The following is a 15,211-nucleotide window of genomic DNA, read 5'->3' as shown; positions in this document are numbered from 1 at the left end:
CATGAACGATGACACCCAAACACTGCCCAGCCTGCGCCAGGATATTCGCCTGCAACCCGGTGAGCACCCAGGGGACTGGCAACTCTACGACCCCTGGCAACATCTGTTCTTCCGTATAGGCGAAGCGGATTTACTGTTTTTGTCCCGGCCTGATTGCCGTACCCTGGGCGATTTGAAGCAAAGCCTGGCGGCGCAAGGGGAAAGCCTTGATACCGGCCAGTTCCGGGCGTTCGTTCAGTTTTTGCAACAACACAAGTTAGTGAGCGGCCAGCCCTGGCAAAGCCTGGTGGCTTCATCGGCATCCCGCCTGCTTGCAGCGCCGCGCATGGTTCATGTCCCATTGTGGGACCCAGTGCCCTTGTTGCGGTTTCTTGCCAGCATGCGAATCCCCGGTGTGTGGGCTATGTTGTGGTGCCTGTGGGGGGCTATCACACTCAGTGGTGTGTGGCTGGTGGCGCGCCAGTGGGACAGTTATCTGGCAACCTTCCACCAGTTTACAACGTTATCTGCCATGTTGAGTTTTGGGGTGGCACTGGTTGTTCTGAAAATTTGCCATGAGCTGGGCCATGCCGCTGTGTCACTACGTTTGGGGGCGATACCTGGCAAAATGGGCGTGGCACTCTACCTGGTGTTCCCTTTGCTGTATACCGATTTAACCCGGGCGCAGATGATAACCAACCCCCACAAACGGATGTGGATTGCCTTGGGCGGTATTATTGCAGAAAGCCTGGTCGCCGGGCTGGCTACCGCAGCCTGGGCGGTACTCCCGCCAGGCACACTGCGAGGTGTGTGTTTTGTGGTGGCAACCACCAGTTGGGTCACCACACTGGCACTGAACCTGAACCCACTCGCGCGGTTTGACGGCTATTACTTTCTCAGCGATTTGTTACGGGTTGAAAACCTGCAACCACGCGCCTTTGCGCTAATGCGTTATTACGGCTACCGGTTGTTATTTGGCCAGATTGTCGATCCACCGGAACCCTTGCAGGACACACGCCCGAAACTGATGGCCTGCTATGGTGTGCTGGTGTTTATTTACCAGCGCTCACTGGTGTTGGGGATTGGGTACTTTGCCTGGCACTTTCTTTTCCCGGCGCTGGGGCTTGCCGTTTTTGCCTGGTTTATTGTGCATTATGTGTTGGTGCCTCTGGTACAAATGGCGAAAACCAGCCTTGGTTATCGCCAGCGGTTACACCCACTGCGGCGTGTGGCACTACTGCTGCTGTTACTGGCCGGTATTGGCGTATTTATTGTGCCACTGCCTGCCTCAGTGAATGTGCCAGCAATTGCCAGTTATCAAATTCAGCAACCCATTACTGTGCCAGAAAATGCGCAACTGGTGCGCCTTGAGGTGCGTGATGGTGAGCAGGTTTCTGCCGGGCAGCTATTAATGCAGTTTCGCTCCCCTGAACTCACTTTTCGTTACCAACAAACTGAACTTAACCGCGATTTATTGCAATTTCGTCTTAACCGAATAGGCGGTTCAGAGCGTGAGAAAGTGGAGACACTGGTACTGCGCCAGCAACTGGAAGAAGCCACTGACAACCTGGCAGGCCTTGAGAAACAACGCGAGCAGCTTACCTGGCGAGCAGCGGTTTCCGGGCGTGTGGTCGACCTCAAACCCGGGCTGGCGGTGGGCCAATGGGTAGACCCGTCACAAGTCCTTGCACGGGTGGTACAGCCTGAACATTGGGATGTGAGCGGTTATGTAGATGAGCGCTATATCAATGGGTTAAAGCCGGGTATTACGGGTACGTTTATTCCCGATGCGCCTACATTGCCAGCGGTTCAGGTACGTATTGCGCGCCTGGATCCAGGTAGCGCCGAGTTTATTGCGCCCCCTGCGCTAAGTTCGCTGTGGGGCGGCAAAATTGATTCGCTAAAAGGGGAGCAAGGTGAAGCCATTCCGCTGGTGGCGATGCACCGTATAGCATTTACGTTGGATAACCAGCGCTACGCCGGGCAACAGATTTTACAAGGTGATGTGGTTCTGCCCCTGGCACCGGAAAGCCTGATCTCACGGATTGGGCTAAGAGTATGGCAAATCGTTATTGCTGAGCTTAACCAGTAGGTTAGCCAAGGAGTGAACGATGAGTTTAACCCGACGAGCATTTGTAGCAGGGGCCACTGCCTGCCTGGCGGCTCCTTTCCTGAGTTATGGGGCCCACCCCACAACCAGAGGCGAGTTAGTCTTTGGGTACGGCCGTACCGGGATTGGCAGTGTGCTGGCCGAAGATATGATCTCGCTGATTGCCCAAACTTATGACAAAAACCGTTACCACCTGGTTAACTTGCCAGGGGATAACAGCCTGAAAGCAGTGGAAACCGTGAAAGCCGGCCATGCCGATGGTTCCATATTGTTACAGGTCCAGTCACCGCAAATGACGCTGCTGCCCAGTGTTTATCGCTCCCTGCCTTATGACCCACTGGCCGATTTCCGCCCACTGGCAATTATGGGGGAATACACACTGTTACTGACACTGGGAAAACTAGTCGACCCGGAAGTGAAAACCCTTGATGGTTTTCTGGAATGGGTGCTGAGAAACCCTGAATACCGCAACCTTGGATTCACCCAGTATGGTTCAAGTGGCCAGGTAGCTCAGGCGATTATTGCCCACAGCAAAGAAGTCGCGCTGCAGCCAGTTGCCTATTACGGTTCATCCATGATGATTGATGACTTGCGCCGTGGCTATTTATCAGCAGGTCTGGTGATTGCTGGCAATTCGCCAGAGAGGTATGCCTCTGGTGAATTACGGGCAGTGGCAGTGACCAGTAAACAACGCCACCCTGGCTGGGAAAATGTGGCTACCTGCCGTGAACAGGGGGTCGCAGATATGGATATTAATGGCTGGTATGGCTGGTTTGCCCCGGCTCATATCCCCGACCGGGTATATGAGCCCCTGCACGATGCCATTCATTCAGGGCTGGAAAGCAGGGATTACCAACAGGTTCTGGCACGCTATTCGCTAAAACCTGTTGATTTAACGCCGAAAGCGATTCGGGAGCGGATTAAGGAAGAGCAGGATTATTACGCCAGCATGGTGGACAGCTACCAAATTCGCCGTGTTTGAATACCGACTAACAAGGAAATGCTATGGCAGTATCTCGCAGGGCATTATTAGGACTTGGCGCGTCAATGCTGTTACCCCGGATGGCCAGCGGCGCGCATACTGACCCAAAAGGTGCAGCAAACCGAGCGATATTTGGTTACGGGCGTACCGGTTTGGGAACCCAACTGGGTGAGGAAATACTGGGCCTGCTGCCTGATTTTTACCCCCAGCGTACCTGGAAACTGGAACATATGCCGGGTGAAAACAGTATTCATGCTATGCGTTATATGCGCCAGGCTCCACGGGATGGCAGCACCATATTATTGGCGCAGTCACCGCAAATGACGGCATTTTCCTCACTATACCGCCAGTTACCATACTCTCCTGAGCGCGATTTTATTCCCCTCGCTATTACCGGGGAATATGCGTTGTTTATGGCGCTTGGCCCGGTTGTCGACCCGGCAGTAAAAACCCTGGATGATTACTTACGCTGGGTGGAGAAAAACCCCTCCTTCAATAATATCGGCTTTGCCCAGTTTGGCTCGCCGGGCAATATGGCACAGTTAATTCTTAGCCGGGAAAAAGGCGTGGCGTTACAGCCCCAGGTATACCGGGGAACGTCCATGATCATTGACGATTTACTGGAAGGTTACCTGGCCGCCGCTTTTCTGATTGGCGGCAATGGTGCCCGGTTACTGCGCAATGGTATTTTGCGGCCCATTGCGGTTACCAGCCCTTTTCGGGTGCCGGGCTGGGATGTGCCTACCTGCCGGGAACAGGGCGTCCCGCAAATCAACCTGACCGGCTGGTATGGTTGGTTTTTGCCAGCCGGTACACCAGACAATATTGTGAAGCCCCTGCAGGCGGCTATGCAAAATATGATAGTCAGTTACGACTTTCTTGAAATATTACGGGTTAACTCGTTAAAGCCTATTTATGACTCGCCCGGTGCGATTTCTGCCCGTATTAAAATAGAACAGGCTCGTTATGCCGCGCTGATGGAAGAATATCGGGTTCAGCGGATATAACCGGGTGGTTTTACACGCAGATAACCTGGGGATTTTGCCTGAAACCACGGGTATACTGATGAAAAACATCAGTAAAACGGGTGAAAAATGGCGTCTTCTCCTTTATTGGCTGTGCAGCATGTCAATTATCAGTCCGGTGGTCAGTCTATTCTTACCGACATTTCCCTTGAGGTGAATGCGGGTGAATGCCGCCTGATTACCGGCCCTTCCGGGTGCGGCAAAAGCACCTTATTAAAAATCATTGGTGGATTACTTACCCCAGATAACGGCACGCTGTTGCTGAGCGGGCGTGAAAGTGCGGCGTTCACGCCAGAAGCCTGGCGTCAGGCCGTGGGGTATTGCACCCAAACCCCGGCTCTGTTTGGCGACACGGTGTACGACAATCTGGCGTTTCCCTGGGTTTTGCGCCAGAAAAAACCGGATAAAGCCCGTTTACGCGCCGACCTGGCAACGGTAAACCTCGCGGAAGATACCCTGGAAAAATCAATCCAGTCGTTATCTGGTGGCGAAAAACAACGTGTTTCCCTGATTCGCAACCTGCAATTTTTGCCCCAGGTTTTACTGCTGGACGAAATCACCAGCGCGCTGGATGAAGAAAATAAACAGACGGTACATAAACTGATTGCCGGGCTGGTGAAAGAACAGCATCTTGGCGTGCTGTGGGTGACACACGACACCCGCGAGCTACATGAATTGGGTGATGTCATAACGTTGCCCGCTCGCCAACAGGAAGAACAGGAGCAGGAGCAGGAGATAACCCATGAATCAGCATAACATCACCAATGAATCGCTGGCGCTCTCCCTGGTACTGGTGGTGGTGGCGATTGTCATCAGCAACAGAGAAAAACTGGGGCTGGAGCGGGATATGGTGTGGAGCATTGCCCGCGCCATTGTACAACTGGTGGCAGTTGGCTATGTGCTGAAATACATCTTTGATGTCAACCACGCACTGCTAACGGTGTTGATGGTGTTGTTTATCTGCCTGAATGCGGCGTGGAATGCCAAAAAGCGCAGTAAATATATTGATAAGGCCTTTGTGATTTCGTTTGTGGCGATTACCTGTGGCGCAGTGTTGACACTCAGTGTGCTGGTATTTACCGGGTCAATTTCCTTTGTCCCCATGCAGGTTATCCCGATTTCCGGGATGATAGCCGGTAATGCGATGGTCGCCGTGGGGTTGTGTTACAACAACCTTGGCCAGCGGTTTTCTTCAGAACAACAGCGGATTCAGGAAATGCTCAGCCTGGGAGCAACCCCGAAGCAGGCCTCGGCGCAATTGATTCGCGACAGCATTCGTGCGGCGCTGATTCCGACGGTGGACTCAGCGAAAACGGTAGGGCTGGTAAGTTTACCGGGTATGATGTCTGGGCTGATTTTTGCCGGTATCGACCCAGTAAAAGCGATTAAGTACCAGATAATGGTAACGTTTATGCTGTTATCAACAGCGAGTCTGTCAACCATTCTTGCCGGGTACCTGGCATACCGCCGTTTCTATAACGAACGCCACCAGTTGCAGGTGCGCATCCAGGGCGCAAAACCTGGGGTTAAATAATTTTCAGCAACGTTTCCAGTAAGCCGGGAAACAACGCATCCAGGTCTTCCCGGCGCAATGAAATCAAATTTTCCCGCCCTTGTGGGCGCTGCCAGATAATGCCGCTGTCGCGCAGCACGCGCCAGTGGTGAGTCATGGTGGATTTCGCTACGTCACGGCGCAGTGTGCCGCAGGCTTGCTCCCCTTGTTCGGCCAGGCTTTTCACTACATCAAGACGGATAGGGTTGCCCAGTGCCAGCAGGACATTTTCAAGGCGAATTTGTTCTCGTTCGGGATGGTGCTTCATAGGCTTCCTGTGGTTCGTTTTCCGCCGCAGGCGGCGAGGGCGTAATATACCTGAACACCCTGCCTCTTGCTATGTATGCCGGGTGGTCAGTTTTGACAAATAACAACGATGATAATAATAGTTCGATTATACTCGTACAGTTGTACTATGATGTGTCTCATTGATGAAGCGCAGAAAATGGTTTCTGTGCAAAAACTGGTCTTACAGACTAAGGACGCATTATGCCCCGACCCATCCCCCTCGAACGTTATCGCAATATTGGTATCTCGGCTCATATTGATGCCGGTAAAACCACTACCACGGAACGTATCCTGTTTTACACTGGCCTGAGCCATAAACTGGGCGAAGTTCATGATGGCGCGGCAACAACCGACTGGATGGCCCAGGAGCAGGAACGTGGAATAACGATAACATCGGCTGCTGTTACCTGCTTTTGGCCGGGTATGGATCATAATTTCGAGCCACACCATATTACGATTATCGACACCCCAGGGCATGTGGACTTCACAATAGAAGTAGAACGTTCCATGCGTGTGCTGGATGGTGCCGTTATGGTGTATGACGCAGTAGGCGGCGTGCAGCCGCAATCTGAAACTGTGTGGCGCCAGGCAAATAAATACCATGTTCCGCGCATTGCGTTTGTTAACAAAATGGACCGCCAGGGGGCCGATTTCCTGCGGGTGGTGCAAATGATGAAAGACCGCCTGCATGCCAACCCGGTGCCGGTTACGTTGCCGATTGGCAGTGAAGAGCACTTCACTGGCGTGGTGGATTTGATCAAAATGCACGCGGTGTACTGGGATGAAGCAAACCAGGGGATGACATTCCGTTATGAGCCCATCCCGGCGGAACTACAGGCATTAGCCAGCGAATGGCGGGAAAACCTGCTGGCAGCGGCGGCTGAATCCAGTGAAGCCCTGATGGACCGTTATCTGGAAAGTGGTGAGTTGCCTGAACAGGCCGTGTTTGATGGCCTGCGCGCACGCACGATTGCCGGTGAAATTCAGCCAGTGCTGTGTGGTAGTGCATTTAAAAATAAAGGTGTGCAACTGTTGCTTGATGCTGTGGTGACACTGATGCCATCGCCACTGGACATTCCACCCGTCAGTGGTCTGGATGAACATGAAAAACCAGTGACTCGTGCTGCCGATGAAAAAGCGCCGTTTTCCGCACTGGCCTTTAAACTGATGACCGACCCGTATGTGGGCCAGTTAACCTTTATCCGGGTGTATTCCGGTACGTTGCATAAAGGTGACCAGGTGTACATTCCGGGTACTGGCAAGAAAGAGCGTATTGGCCGTATTGTGCAAATGCATGCCAATAACCGCCACGAAGTGGATGTGCTGCACGCCGGTGATATTGCTGCCTGTGTGGGCCTGAAAGATGTCACCACCGGGGAAACGCTGTGTGACCCGGCGGCGGTGCTTACCCTGGAACGCATGGTGTTCCCGGAACCGGTTATTTCGCTGGCGATTGAGCCGAAAACCCGTGACGACCAGGAAAAAATGAGCCTGGCGTTACAGCGGCTGGCGGCAGAAGACCCGTCATTCCGGTTGCGGACAGACGAAGAATCTGGCCAGACGATTATCTCCGGGATGGGCGAGTTGCACCTGGATATTATTGTCGACCGCATGAAACGTGAGTTTGGCGTGGAAGCCAGAATTGGCCGCCCGCAAGTAACTTACCGTGAAACATTGCGTAAAGCGGTAAGCGATGTGGAAGGCAAATTTATTCGCCAGTCTGGTGGTAAAGGGCAGTACGGCCATGTGGTTATCAGCGTTGAGCCGCAGGAGCCTGGTGCGGGTTTTACCTTCACCGATGCCACTAAAGGCGGCGTGGTGCCGAAAGAGTACATTCCTTCTGTGGAAAAAGGTATTCGCGATGCCCTGTCTACGGGGGTGGTGGCCGGTTACCCGGTGGTGGATGTCAAAGCCACGCTGACCTTTGGCTCTTACCATGAAGTGGACTCCTCAGAAATGGCATTCCGTATGGCGGGGAGTATGGCGTTTCGTGAAGCCGCCCGCCGTGCTTCTCCGGTGTTACTGGAGCCAGTGATGCATGTGGAAGTAGAGACGCCGGAAGAGTATGCCGGTAACGTGATGGGGGATTTGTCATCACGCCGCGGCATGGTTCAGGGTATGGAAGAGTTGGTAGGGAGCCGCATTGTCCGGGCGGATGTGCCGTTATCGGAGATGTTTGGTTATTCGACTATTCTGCGTTCGATGACCCAGGGGCGTGCCACGTTCAGTATGGAGTTTCATCATTATGCTGAGGCGCCGGATAATGTGGCGCAGGAGGTTGTGGCGGCGCGGGGTAAAAAGTAAGAGGGGGTGTTTCAGTTTAGCCAGGTCTGGTGTGGCTGGTTCTGGTCACCAGGGCTGGTGTGACTGTTCTGTTCACTTTTTGCAGTGTGGTTATTTCCGTTCACCTGAAGTGATTTGCTCAATGTGGCTTCACAGCCGGTGAACGGGCTAAAGGGGGCCCGCCCCCTTTGCAATCCCCGTTTTCGCGGGCAACCGGTGCTGCGCACTGCGTTCACCTCCGGGCAGTCAGCCTGCGGCCGGCTCGACTCGGCGTCCTGCCTCGTTTCGCCTTATTCCGCCGTCCGGGCGGAATAACCTTGTCTTCCTTTCTGCGGTTCACCGGTTTTACGCGACTCAGCCAGCGCTGCAGGTGCGGGATTGCTTGTATTGTCTGGTGTGGCTGTGGGTAAGGCATTCGGTATATTTTCTTTGTCATGGGGCGCGGATTTGTGACGGCTGTTTTATTGAGATTATAGTGAATTCGTTATAACCTCAATTATAGCGAATTCACTATAGGCTTATTATGTGGGAAATCATAACAACGGAGTGTTTTGATGAGTGGTTTTTGGAGCAGGAAGATGCTCTCAGGGAGTCGGTTTATGCTGCTATGGGTGTATTGGAGAAATTTGGTCCTAAATTAGGCAGGCCGTATGTTGATACATTAAAAGGTTCTTCTTTTGCAAACATGAAGGAACTGCGTATACAGCATGCCGGTAATCCTGTCAGAGCGTTTTTTGCTTTTGACCCCACCCGGCAGGCGATTGTCTTGTGTGCTGGTGATAAAACTGGGTTAAACAAGCAACGCTTTTATAAAGACATGATCAGACTGGCCGATTCGGAATACCGCAAACATCTTATAAAACTGGAGACATAATTATGGCAACTTACAGAGAGCTTCTGGCTAAAGAAAGCCCTGAAATGCAGGCGCGTGTAGCTGAGCGGGTTGAGGCTGCCAGTATCCAGATTGCGCTTAGCATGTTGCGTGATGAACTGAATATTTCACAAACTGAGTTGGCTGCAGCTATGGGGGTAAAACAGCCTTCTGTGGCGCGAATGGAGCAGGCTGGTAATGATCCGCGGCTTTCTACACTGAAGCGCTATGTGCAGGCGTTAGGTGGGGAGTTAAGCCTGAGTGTGACGCTGCCAACAGGTAAGAGTGTTGCTTTTCATCTTTGATTGGTTGTTGTGAACCGGATGTCAGTGTGGTGAAAGTTTCGTTTACTTTGCACTGATGCTGGTTTGGTGAAAGTTCCGTTCACTTTGCACTTGATGTCAGTAAGGTGAAAATTCCGTTCACCTGAAGTGATGTGGTCAATGTGGCTTCACAGACGGTGAACGTGTTAAGGGGCCCGCCCCTTAACAATCCGGTTTTTCGCGGGCAACCGGTGCTGCGCACTGCGTTCACCTCCGGGCAGTCAGCCTGCGGCCGGCTCGACTCGGCGTCCTGCCTCGTTTCGCCTTATTCCGCCGTCCAGGCGGAATAACCTTGTCTTCCTTTCTGCGGTTCACCGGTTTTACGCGACCCAGCCAGCGCTGCAGGTGCGGGATTGCTTGTATTGTCTGGTGTGGCTGTGAATAAAGCATTCGGTATATTTTCTTTGTTTTTTGCTGAGAACATACAGGCGGTGGGGTTAGTGGCATCGAAATCGTTGAGGCAGGAAGCCGACTCGGCGCGGTACCCGAAAAGCCTGCCGGGGTAAGCCGAATGTCCGCGAAGCGGCGATTTTGCCAGCCACCGACGGGGGTGCAGGGGGGCCTGGCGCGGTTGATGAGAGAAACCTGTGTGGCTGACACGGCGCGCAACAGGCGCTGTGCTGGCCAGCCAGCCTGAAATACAGTTAGGCGCATTGAACGTGAAGTAGGGCGCTAAAGAACAGAAGGCCTGAGATATCGCCCAGGCCATTACCGATATTACTCTTCGCAGGGCGCTGTTTTCATGAAAAACGCGACCACGGCAGACAGCAGGCAACCGGCCATCAGGTAAATCGCCACACTGTGCCATGCGCCCTGAGAGAAGGTGACCAGAGCGGCAGCAATAAACGGCGTAAAGCCCCCGCCAACCACACTGGCAACCTGGTAGCCAACACCGGCACCACTGTAGCGGTAGCTGGCACCAAACAGTTCGGTGAAGATAGGCTGCTGAACACACACCACCATATCATGCGCCAGGTTTGCCAGCAGCAAAGAGCAAATGATAATACCGGCAACGGAGTGCGCTTCCAGAGCCATAAAGAAAGGAAACGCACTTGCAGCGCCAATCAGAGCGCCGGTTATATAAATCCGTTTACGGCCATATTTATCGGCCAGTAAAGCGAACAGCGGAATGGTGAAGCAACTCAGTGCCCCCACACATAACCCAATACTCAAAAACAGTTCCCTGGGCATGCCCAGGTTGGTTGTGGAGTAATTCAGAGCGAATGTGGTAACGATATACATCGTCAGCAATTCACACAGGCGCAGCGCAATAATCAGCAAAAAACTGCCAGGATGGCGGCGAATCGCTTCCATTACGGGCAGAGTACGGCGAGCACAGGCAGGTTTCGCTACCGCCTGTTTTTCAAATTCGACAGACTCTTCCATATCGTTACGGATACGCCAGGCTACCAGTACCAGAACCACACTGAACAGGAACGGAATGCGCCATCCCCATTCGAGGAACTGGCTGTCATTGGTGAAATGGCTAATAAGAGAAACCAGGCCCGTAGAGAGCAATAACCCCACGCCATAACCCACCTGGACACCACTGCTATAAAAAGCTTTTTTGCCAGCCGGGGCGTTTTCTACAGACAGCAGTGCCGCGCCGCCCCACTCGCCACCAACAGCAAAACCCTGAATGGCGCGCAGCAGCACTAACATTGCCGGTGCCCACCAACCAATAGAGCCGAAAGAGGGTAACAGACCAATGCAGGCAGTTGACAGGCCCATTAGCCAAACGGTAAGCATGAGCATACGTTTACGGCCAAGTAAGTCGCCAAAGTGCCCAAAAATAATGCCGCCCAGCGGGCGAAACAGAAAGCCCACACCAAAAGTAGCAAAAGCTGCCAGGGTGCCCATCGCCGGACTTATCTGCGGGAAAAATTCGTGGTTGAAAACCAGCGCCGCAGTAATGCCATAGAGTAAGAAGTCATACCAATCTACCACTGCCCCTGCGAAACTTCCCCAGGCTGCACGCTTTGCGCGTGACAAAGCAACGTTGCGCTCTTCGTAGGCTGAAGAGGCGAGTGTTGTATCCATAGTTATCCTGTCTCTTTACGTCATTTGTAATTATAGGTTTTGAATGGTGCAGAAAATACTCACAAAGTTCATTGCCAAAAATAAGGCTGGCTTATGAGACTACCCTGACTCAATGTGAGAGAAAACTGTTTTAGTGAATTAATGCTGCTATATGCCGGTTTTCTGGCTCTGGTGAGATTTGACGCATTTTTAAAACAGGGGAAATGGCAAATAAAAATAACGTGTGAGGCAAGAATTTTAGCGTGTTTTAATGTAAAAGCATTCAGTTGTGGCGAAAATCGCCAAAATGAATTTGGCTAGCAAAAAAACCTTAAATTAATTGTGTCTACTCAATGCATGACCGGGCTTGTATGATGTCGCCCTTTGCGGCGGGGTAGTCGCTTTCTTGTTGGTCTTTTGCTCTGGAGACCAAGAGTTAAGTGGTGTTTGTCTGATTTGCTGGAAAAATCTCGAAAAAGTTGCTGAGTATGGTTAAATCACAGGTTCGTGTTTTGCCAGCTTCAGGCCGGTTATTGGGTGTTAAAGCATCATTATTCAGATGCGCACTAATAAGTTCTCTGTTTAAAGGGGATTCAGATATGTCCGAAGCGCGAAAATGGCGGGCAAAAAAACGGTTTCTGTTTTCAGTTTTCCTATTATGCGTATTTGTTATTTTTTTGTGTGTGTTTTCACTGGTATACCGTGCAGTTCAACAAAAAGTTGTTGATGACAGAGCGGCTATTATTCTGAACCGTGTTTCGGAGGTTGCCGAAGAATTTCGTAATGCGTTAAGCCTGCTCAATGGCAAATATCGCAATGCCGAATGTACCCCAAAAGTGGTCGGGCAACTAAAAAATGACTTATGGAAATATGAATTTATTCGTGAAATTGGCGTTGCCCATAATGGCCTGATGACTTGCACCTCTTCTGGCCCGGTTAACCCCCCCGTACAGGTGCCAGTACCGCAGGTAGTCACACAAATTGGCTCGGGGTTGATGTTTAATAACGCAACTTTGCTGGGTAAAGGGATTGCCGCTGACGTAATTACCAGCGGGGATATTGTGTTGTTTGTCTCGCCAATGATGATGGAAACCATGGACCGGAATGTCCGTGAACATGGCCTGGCGTTATCATTGATCCAGAAAGAAACGGGTAAAGTTATCCGCCAGTCTGATGCGTTATCGGCGGGTAACATCTATGACAAGCTGGGGATTAAGCACTCTGTCTATAGCATAGAGCGCTGCGGGCCAAAAGGCAGTATTTGCGTGCGAATTAGTGCAGGCCTTAAAGATGTTACGGATTTACCGATAGTTGGCCAGGTTGCATTAATATGTGTTGGGCTGGGCCTGGGCCTGGCGGCAAGTTATCTGCTGTTCTTTTATCGCCGCCGCAGGGTGGCTATGGATGTTCGGCTGAAAAATGCAATTCGCAATGAAAGTTTCTCCCTGGTGTACCAGCCTATTGTGCGAACAGTAACCGGGGAAATAGTGGGTTTTGAAGCGCTTATTCGCTGGCGCGACTCACTGTTGGGGGATGTCTCACCGGATATTTTTATTCCGCTTGCAGAGCAAACCGGGCAAGCCCAGACTATTACGCGGCTGGTTACTAAAATGGCTTTACGTGAAGTTAGCGACACGCTGAAAAGACATAATTTGTTTGTCAGTATTAATGTGATTCCGGATGATATTCGCGACATTGCCTTTATCGACTATCTTAGCGAATCAGTGAGTGCAGTGGGCTTATCACCACATCAGGTCGTACTGGAAATTACCGAGCGGGCCAATGCTTCTACGGAAGATGTGGATAAAGGGATGCGTGTATTACGTAACCGCGGGTTCAATATTGCCATTGATGATTTTGGTACTGGATATTCAAATATATCCTGGCTCACCAGTAATAATTACGACAAAATTAAAATCGATAAATTTATTACCAATGCCATCGGCACGGATTCCATCAATAACAAAACATTGATGAACCTGATAGTGTTGTTACGGGAAATAGATAAAGACATTGTGTTTGAAGGTGTGGAACACCGCTATCAGGTGCATTTTATCTCCCGCGAGATCCCCAAAGCATTTTCTCAAGGGTGGTATTTTTATCGCCCACTGGATAAAACCATGGCTGCGAGCGTTGTTGCCAGCCGCTAACGGGCTGTTTGTTACTTACGTTCAGCCCCGGTAACCCACTACCGGGGCTGATAAACTCAGGCCTCGCGGATTATCTGCTTCGCGGCGGCCTGGTGCTTGCTAATGAGTTCAGGAATATCCAGCCCGGCAATCTCCCCATTAATGACCCGCCATTCTCCGGCAACCATCACGCGGTCGGCTTGTTGCGCACCACACAATATCAGCGCATCCAGTGGCGAATGGCTGCCGCTGAATGCCAGCCCTTGTGGGCGGAATAGCGCCAAATCAGCCTGTTTCCCTGGGGCAATTTCACCAATATCTGTGCGGCCCAGTAACCGTGCCGAGCCCGCCGTTGCCCAGCCAATCACTCGTTCGGGAGTGATAACCTCCGCACCATAGCGCAGGCGCTGTAAATAAAGGGCCTGGCGCGCTTCATACATCAGGTTGGATGCATCGTTGGAGGCTGAGCCATCCACCCCCAGGCCCACCGGACTACCAGCCTGCTCCAGTTCCACTGTGGGGCAAATCCCGGAAGCCAGGCGCATGTTGGACACCGGGCAGTGGCAAATTCCCACTTGAGCGGCACCCAGCCTGGCAATCTCTTGTTGATTGAAATGAATCCCGTGCGCCAACCAGACCCGTGAGTTCAGCCAGCCAACATCCTCAAGGTAATCCACACAACGCTGCCCAAAATGTGCCAGGCAATATTGCGTTTCGTCGTCGGTTTCCCCCAGGTGAGTATGCAGGCGTACATCCAGCATTTCGGCCTGGCGGGCAATTTCCTGCATTAATTCGCGGGTAACGGAAAATGGGGAGCAGGGCGCAAGGCCAATCTGAATGCGCGCACCTGGCCCACGCTGATGGTAGCGCTTCACCAACCGCAGGCTGTCTTCCAGAATTGTGTCGCTGTCCTGAATGGTATGGCGTGGCGGCAGTCCACCCTGGTCCTCGCCCAGATTCATTGAGCCACGGGTCAGTAACGCACGCATACCTAACTGGTTCACCGCTTCGATTTGAATATCAATGGCAGATTCCAGCCCGCCGGGGAACAAATAGTGGTGGTCGCTGACTGTGGTACAACCGGAAAGTAACAACTCCGCCATCGCCACCTGGCTTGCCAGCGCCAGTGCTTCTGGTGTCAGCCGTGCCCATACTGGGTACAGGGTTTTCAGCCAGGGAAACAGAGGCTGGTTAACGACGGGGCCCCAGGCGCGGGTCAGGGTTTGGTAAAAGTGGTGGTGGGCATTGATTAAGCCGGGGAGCACGACGTGTTCGCGAGCATCGAACACGGTATTACAGGGGCGTGATGGCTGCCCGCCAGCCGGGATGACTTCATCAATCAGGTTACCTTCCACCACGATGCCACCGCGGCCATCGTTGTGAGCGGGAAGGGCAATTGCCAGCGGGTTTTTTAACCAGATACGTTGAGCGGCCATGAGTGGCTCCTGTCTGTATTCACGCGCAAAATACGCGTTGTTAAACAAAGGGTGAGCCAGCTCAGTTATGCCCTGTCTGCTGATCCAGGGGTTCAGGTGAACAAGGCGATACTAAAGGGTTTGCCAGAAAAGGCAAGAGAGGAAGTCAGTAATGAAACGGCACCCGTTACCACGATGGGCTATTTTTGTGTTGGCCGGTGGCATGCTGTGCGGT

The 15,211-nt window shown here is 52.2% G+C and carries 13 protein-coding genes; 9 read left to right on the top strand and 4 right to left on the bottom strand.

Annotated features, from left to right (window positions below; translation table 11 throughout):
- The first annotated feature begins 1 nt into the window (after window position 1).
- From LC084_RS09585 to fetB, 5 genes are all read left to right on the top strand, one after another.
- Window positions 2–2,071: an HlyD family efflux transporter periplasmic adaptor subunit gene (locus tag LC084_RS09585; protein ID WP_226570914.1), complete on the top strand. Its 2,070-nt coding sequence runs from the start codon at window positions 2–4 to the stop codon at window positions 2,069–2,071.
- Between the two features lie 19 nt (window positions 2,072–2,090).
- Complete coding sequence (locus LC084_RS09580; RefSeq protein WP_226570913.1) at window positions 2,091–3,071, top strand: Bug family tripartite tricarboxylate transporter substrate binding protein; 981 nt, start codon at window positions 2,091–2,093, stop codon at window positions 3,069–3,071.
- A gap of 23 nt (window positions 3,072–3,094) precedes the next feature.
- Window positions 3,095–4,078 (top strand): Bug family tripartite tricarboxylate transporter substrate binding protein, encoded by a 984-nt coding sequence (locus LC084_RS09575; protein ID WP_226570912.1) that lies wholly within the window; start codon window positions 3,095–3,097, stop codon window positions 4,076–4,078.
- Window positions 4,079–4,165: 87 nt separating this feature from the next.
- Window positions 4,166–4,852: an iron efflux ABC transporter ATP-binding subunit FetA gene (gene fetA, locus LC084_RS09570; protein ID WP_226570911.1), complete on the top strand. Its 687-nt coding sequence runs from the start codon at window positions 4,166–4,168 to the stop codon at window positions 4,850–4,852.
- Window positions 4,839–5,630, top strand: a complete 792-nt coding sequence (fetB, locus tag LC084_RS09565; RefSeq protein WP_226570910.1) for an iron efflux ABC transporter permease subunit FetB — start codon at window positions 4,839–4,841, stop codon at window positions 5,628–5,630. The genes fetA and fetB overlap by 14 nt, the downstream gene beginning before the upstream one ends.
- Here fetB and LC084_RS09560 read toward each other — a convergent pair.
- Window positions 5,623–5,916 (bottom strand): ArsR/SmtB family transcription factor, encoded by a 294-nt coding sequence (locus tag LC084_RS09560; RefSeq protein ID WP_036113737.1) that lies wholly within the window; start codon window positions 5,914–5,916, stop codon window positions 5,623–5,625. The genes fetB and LC084_RS09560 overlap by 8 nt on opposite strands.
- A gap of 221 nt (window positions 5,917–6,137) precedes the next feature.
- On the opposite strand from LC084_RS09560, the gene fusA reads away from it, so the two are divergent.
- The 3 genes from fusA (at window position 6,138) to LC084_RS09545 (ending at window position 9,395) form a co-directional block, all read left to right on the top strand.
- Complete coding sequence (gene fusA, locus LC084_RS09555) at window positions 6,138–8,240, top strand: elongation factor G (RefSeq protein ID WP_226570909.1); 2,103 nt, start codon at window positions 6,138–6,140, stop codon at window positions 8,238–8,240.
- Between the two features lie 502 nt (window positions 8,241–8,742).
- Entirely contained in the window at window positions 8,743–9,093 is a 351-nt protein-coding gene (locus LC084_RS09550) for a type II toxin-antitoxin system RelE/ParE family toxin (RefSeq protein WP_226570908.1), read from the top strand.
- Between the two features lie 2 nt (window positions 9,094–9,095).
- Window positions 9,096–9,395: a helix-turn-helix domain-containing protein gene (locus LC084_RS09545; RefSeq protein WP_226570907.1), complete on the top strand. Its 300-nt coding sequence runs from the start codon at window positions 9,096–9,098 to the stop codon at window positions 9,393–9,395.
- A 283-nt stretch (window positions 9,396–9,678) separates the two neighbouring features.
- Here the strand turns inward: LC084_RS09545 and LC084_RS09540 are convergent, their stop codons facing one another.
- Together LC084_RS09540 and shiA are read right to left on the bottom strand one after the other, a co-directional pair.
- Window positions 9,679–10,122: a hypothetical protein gene (locus tag LC084_RS09540; protein ID WP_226570906.1), complete on the bottom strand. Its 444-nt coding sequence runs from the start codon at window positions 10,120–10,122 to the stop codon at window positions 9,679–9,681.
- Between the two features lie 8 nt (window positions 10,123–10,130).
- Complete coding sequence (gene shiA, locus LC084_RS09535; protein WP_226570905.1) at window positions 10,131–11,453, bottom strand: shikimate transporter; 1,323 nt, start codon at window positions 11,451–11,453, stop codon at window positions 10,131–10,133.
- Between the two features lie 578 nt (window positions 11,454–12,031).
- Here shiA and LC084_RS09530 point away from each other — a divergent pair.
- On the top strand, window positions 12,032–13,582 hold the full coding sequence (locus LC084_RS09530; protein WP_226570904.1) for an EAL domain-containing protein: 1,551 nt from the start codon (window positions 12,032–12,034) through the stop codon (window positions 13,580–13,582).
- Between the two features lie 56 nt (window positions 13,583–13,638).
- Here LC084_RS09530 and LC084_RS09525 read toward each other — a convergent pair whose 3' ends face one another.
- A complete protein-coding gene (locus LC084_RS09525; RefSeq protein ID WP_226570903.1) occupies window positions 13,639–14,997 on the bottom strand; it encodes an 8-oxoguanine deaminase in 1,359 nt (452 codons plus the stop codon).
- Window positions 14,998–15,211: the final 214 nt, after the last annotated feature.

Source organism: Mangrovibacter yixingensis, assembly GCF_020523985.1.
Taxonomy (GTDB): Bacteria; Pseudomonadota; Gammaproteobacteria; order Enterobacterales; family Enterobacteriaceae; genus Mangrovibacter; species Mangrovibacter yixingensis.
This window is presented reverse-complemented; position numbering and strand designations above follow the sequence as displayed.

Coding starts and splice junctions, on each gene's coding strand:
- fetB (WP_226570910.1), top strand. CDS start 4,839: ATGAATCAGCATAACATCACCAATGAATCGCTGGCGCTCTCCCTGGTA.
- LC084_RS09540 (WP_226570906.1), bottom strand. CDS start 10,122: ATGGCCTGGGCGATATCTCAGGCCTTCTGTTCTTTAGCGCCCTACTTC.
- LC084_RS09580 (WP_226570913.1), top strand. CDS start 2,091: ATGAGTTTAACCCGACGAGCATTTGTAGCAGGGGCCACTGCCTGCCTG.
- LC084_RS09550 (WP_226570908.1), top strand. CDS start 8,743: ATGTGGGAAATCATAACAACGGAGTGTTTTGATGAGTGGTTTTTGGAG.
- shiA (WP_226570905.1), bottom strand. CDS start 11,453: ATGGATACAACACTCGCCTCTTCAGCCTACGAAGAGCGCAACGTTGCT.
- fetA (WP_226570911.1), top strand. CDS start 4,166: ATGGCGTCTTCTCCTTTATTGGCTGTGCAGCATGTCAATTATCAGTCC.
- LC084_RS09560 (WP_036113737.1), bottom strand. CDS start 5,916: ATGAAGCACCATCCCGAACGAGAACAAATTCGCCTTGAAAATGTCCTG.
- LC084_RS09575 (WP_226570912.1), top strand. CDS start 3,095: ATGGCAGTATCTCGCAGGGCATTATTAGGACTTGGCGCGTCAATGCTG.
- fusA (WP_226570909.1), top strand. CDS start 6,138: ATGCCCCGACCCATCCCCCTCGAACGTTATCGCAATATTGGTATCTCG.
- LC084_RS09545 (WP_226570907.1), top strand. CDS start 9,096: ATGGCAACTTACAGAGAGCTTCTGGCTAAAGAAAGCCCTGAAATGCAG.
- LC084_RS09585 (WP_226570914.1), top strand. CDS start 2: ATGAACGATGACACCCAAACACTGCCCAGCCTGCGCCAGGATATTCGC.
- LC084_RS09530 (WP_226570904.1), top strand. CDS start 12,032: ATGTCCGAAGCGCGAAAATGGCGGGCAAAAAAACGGTTTCTGTTTTCA.
- LC084_RS09525 (WP_226570903.1), bottom strand. CDS start 14,997: ATGGCCGCTCAACGTATCTGGTTAAAAAACCCGCTGGCAATTGCCCTT.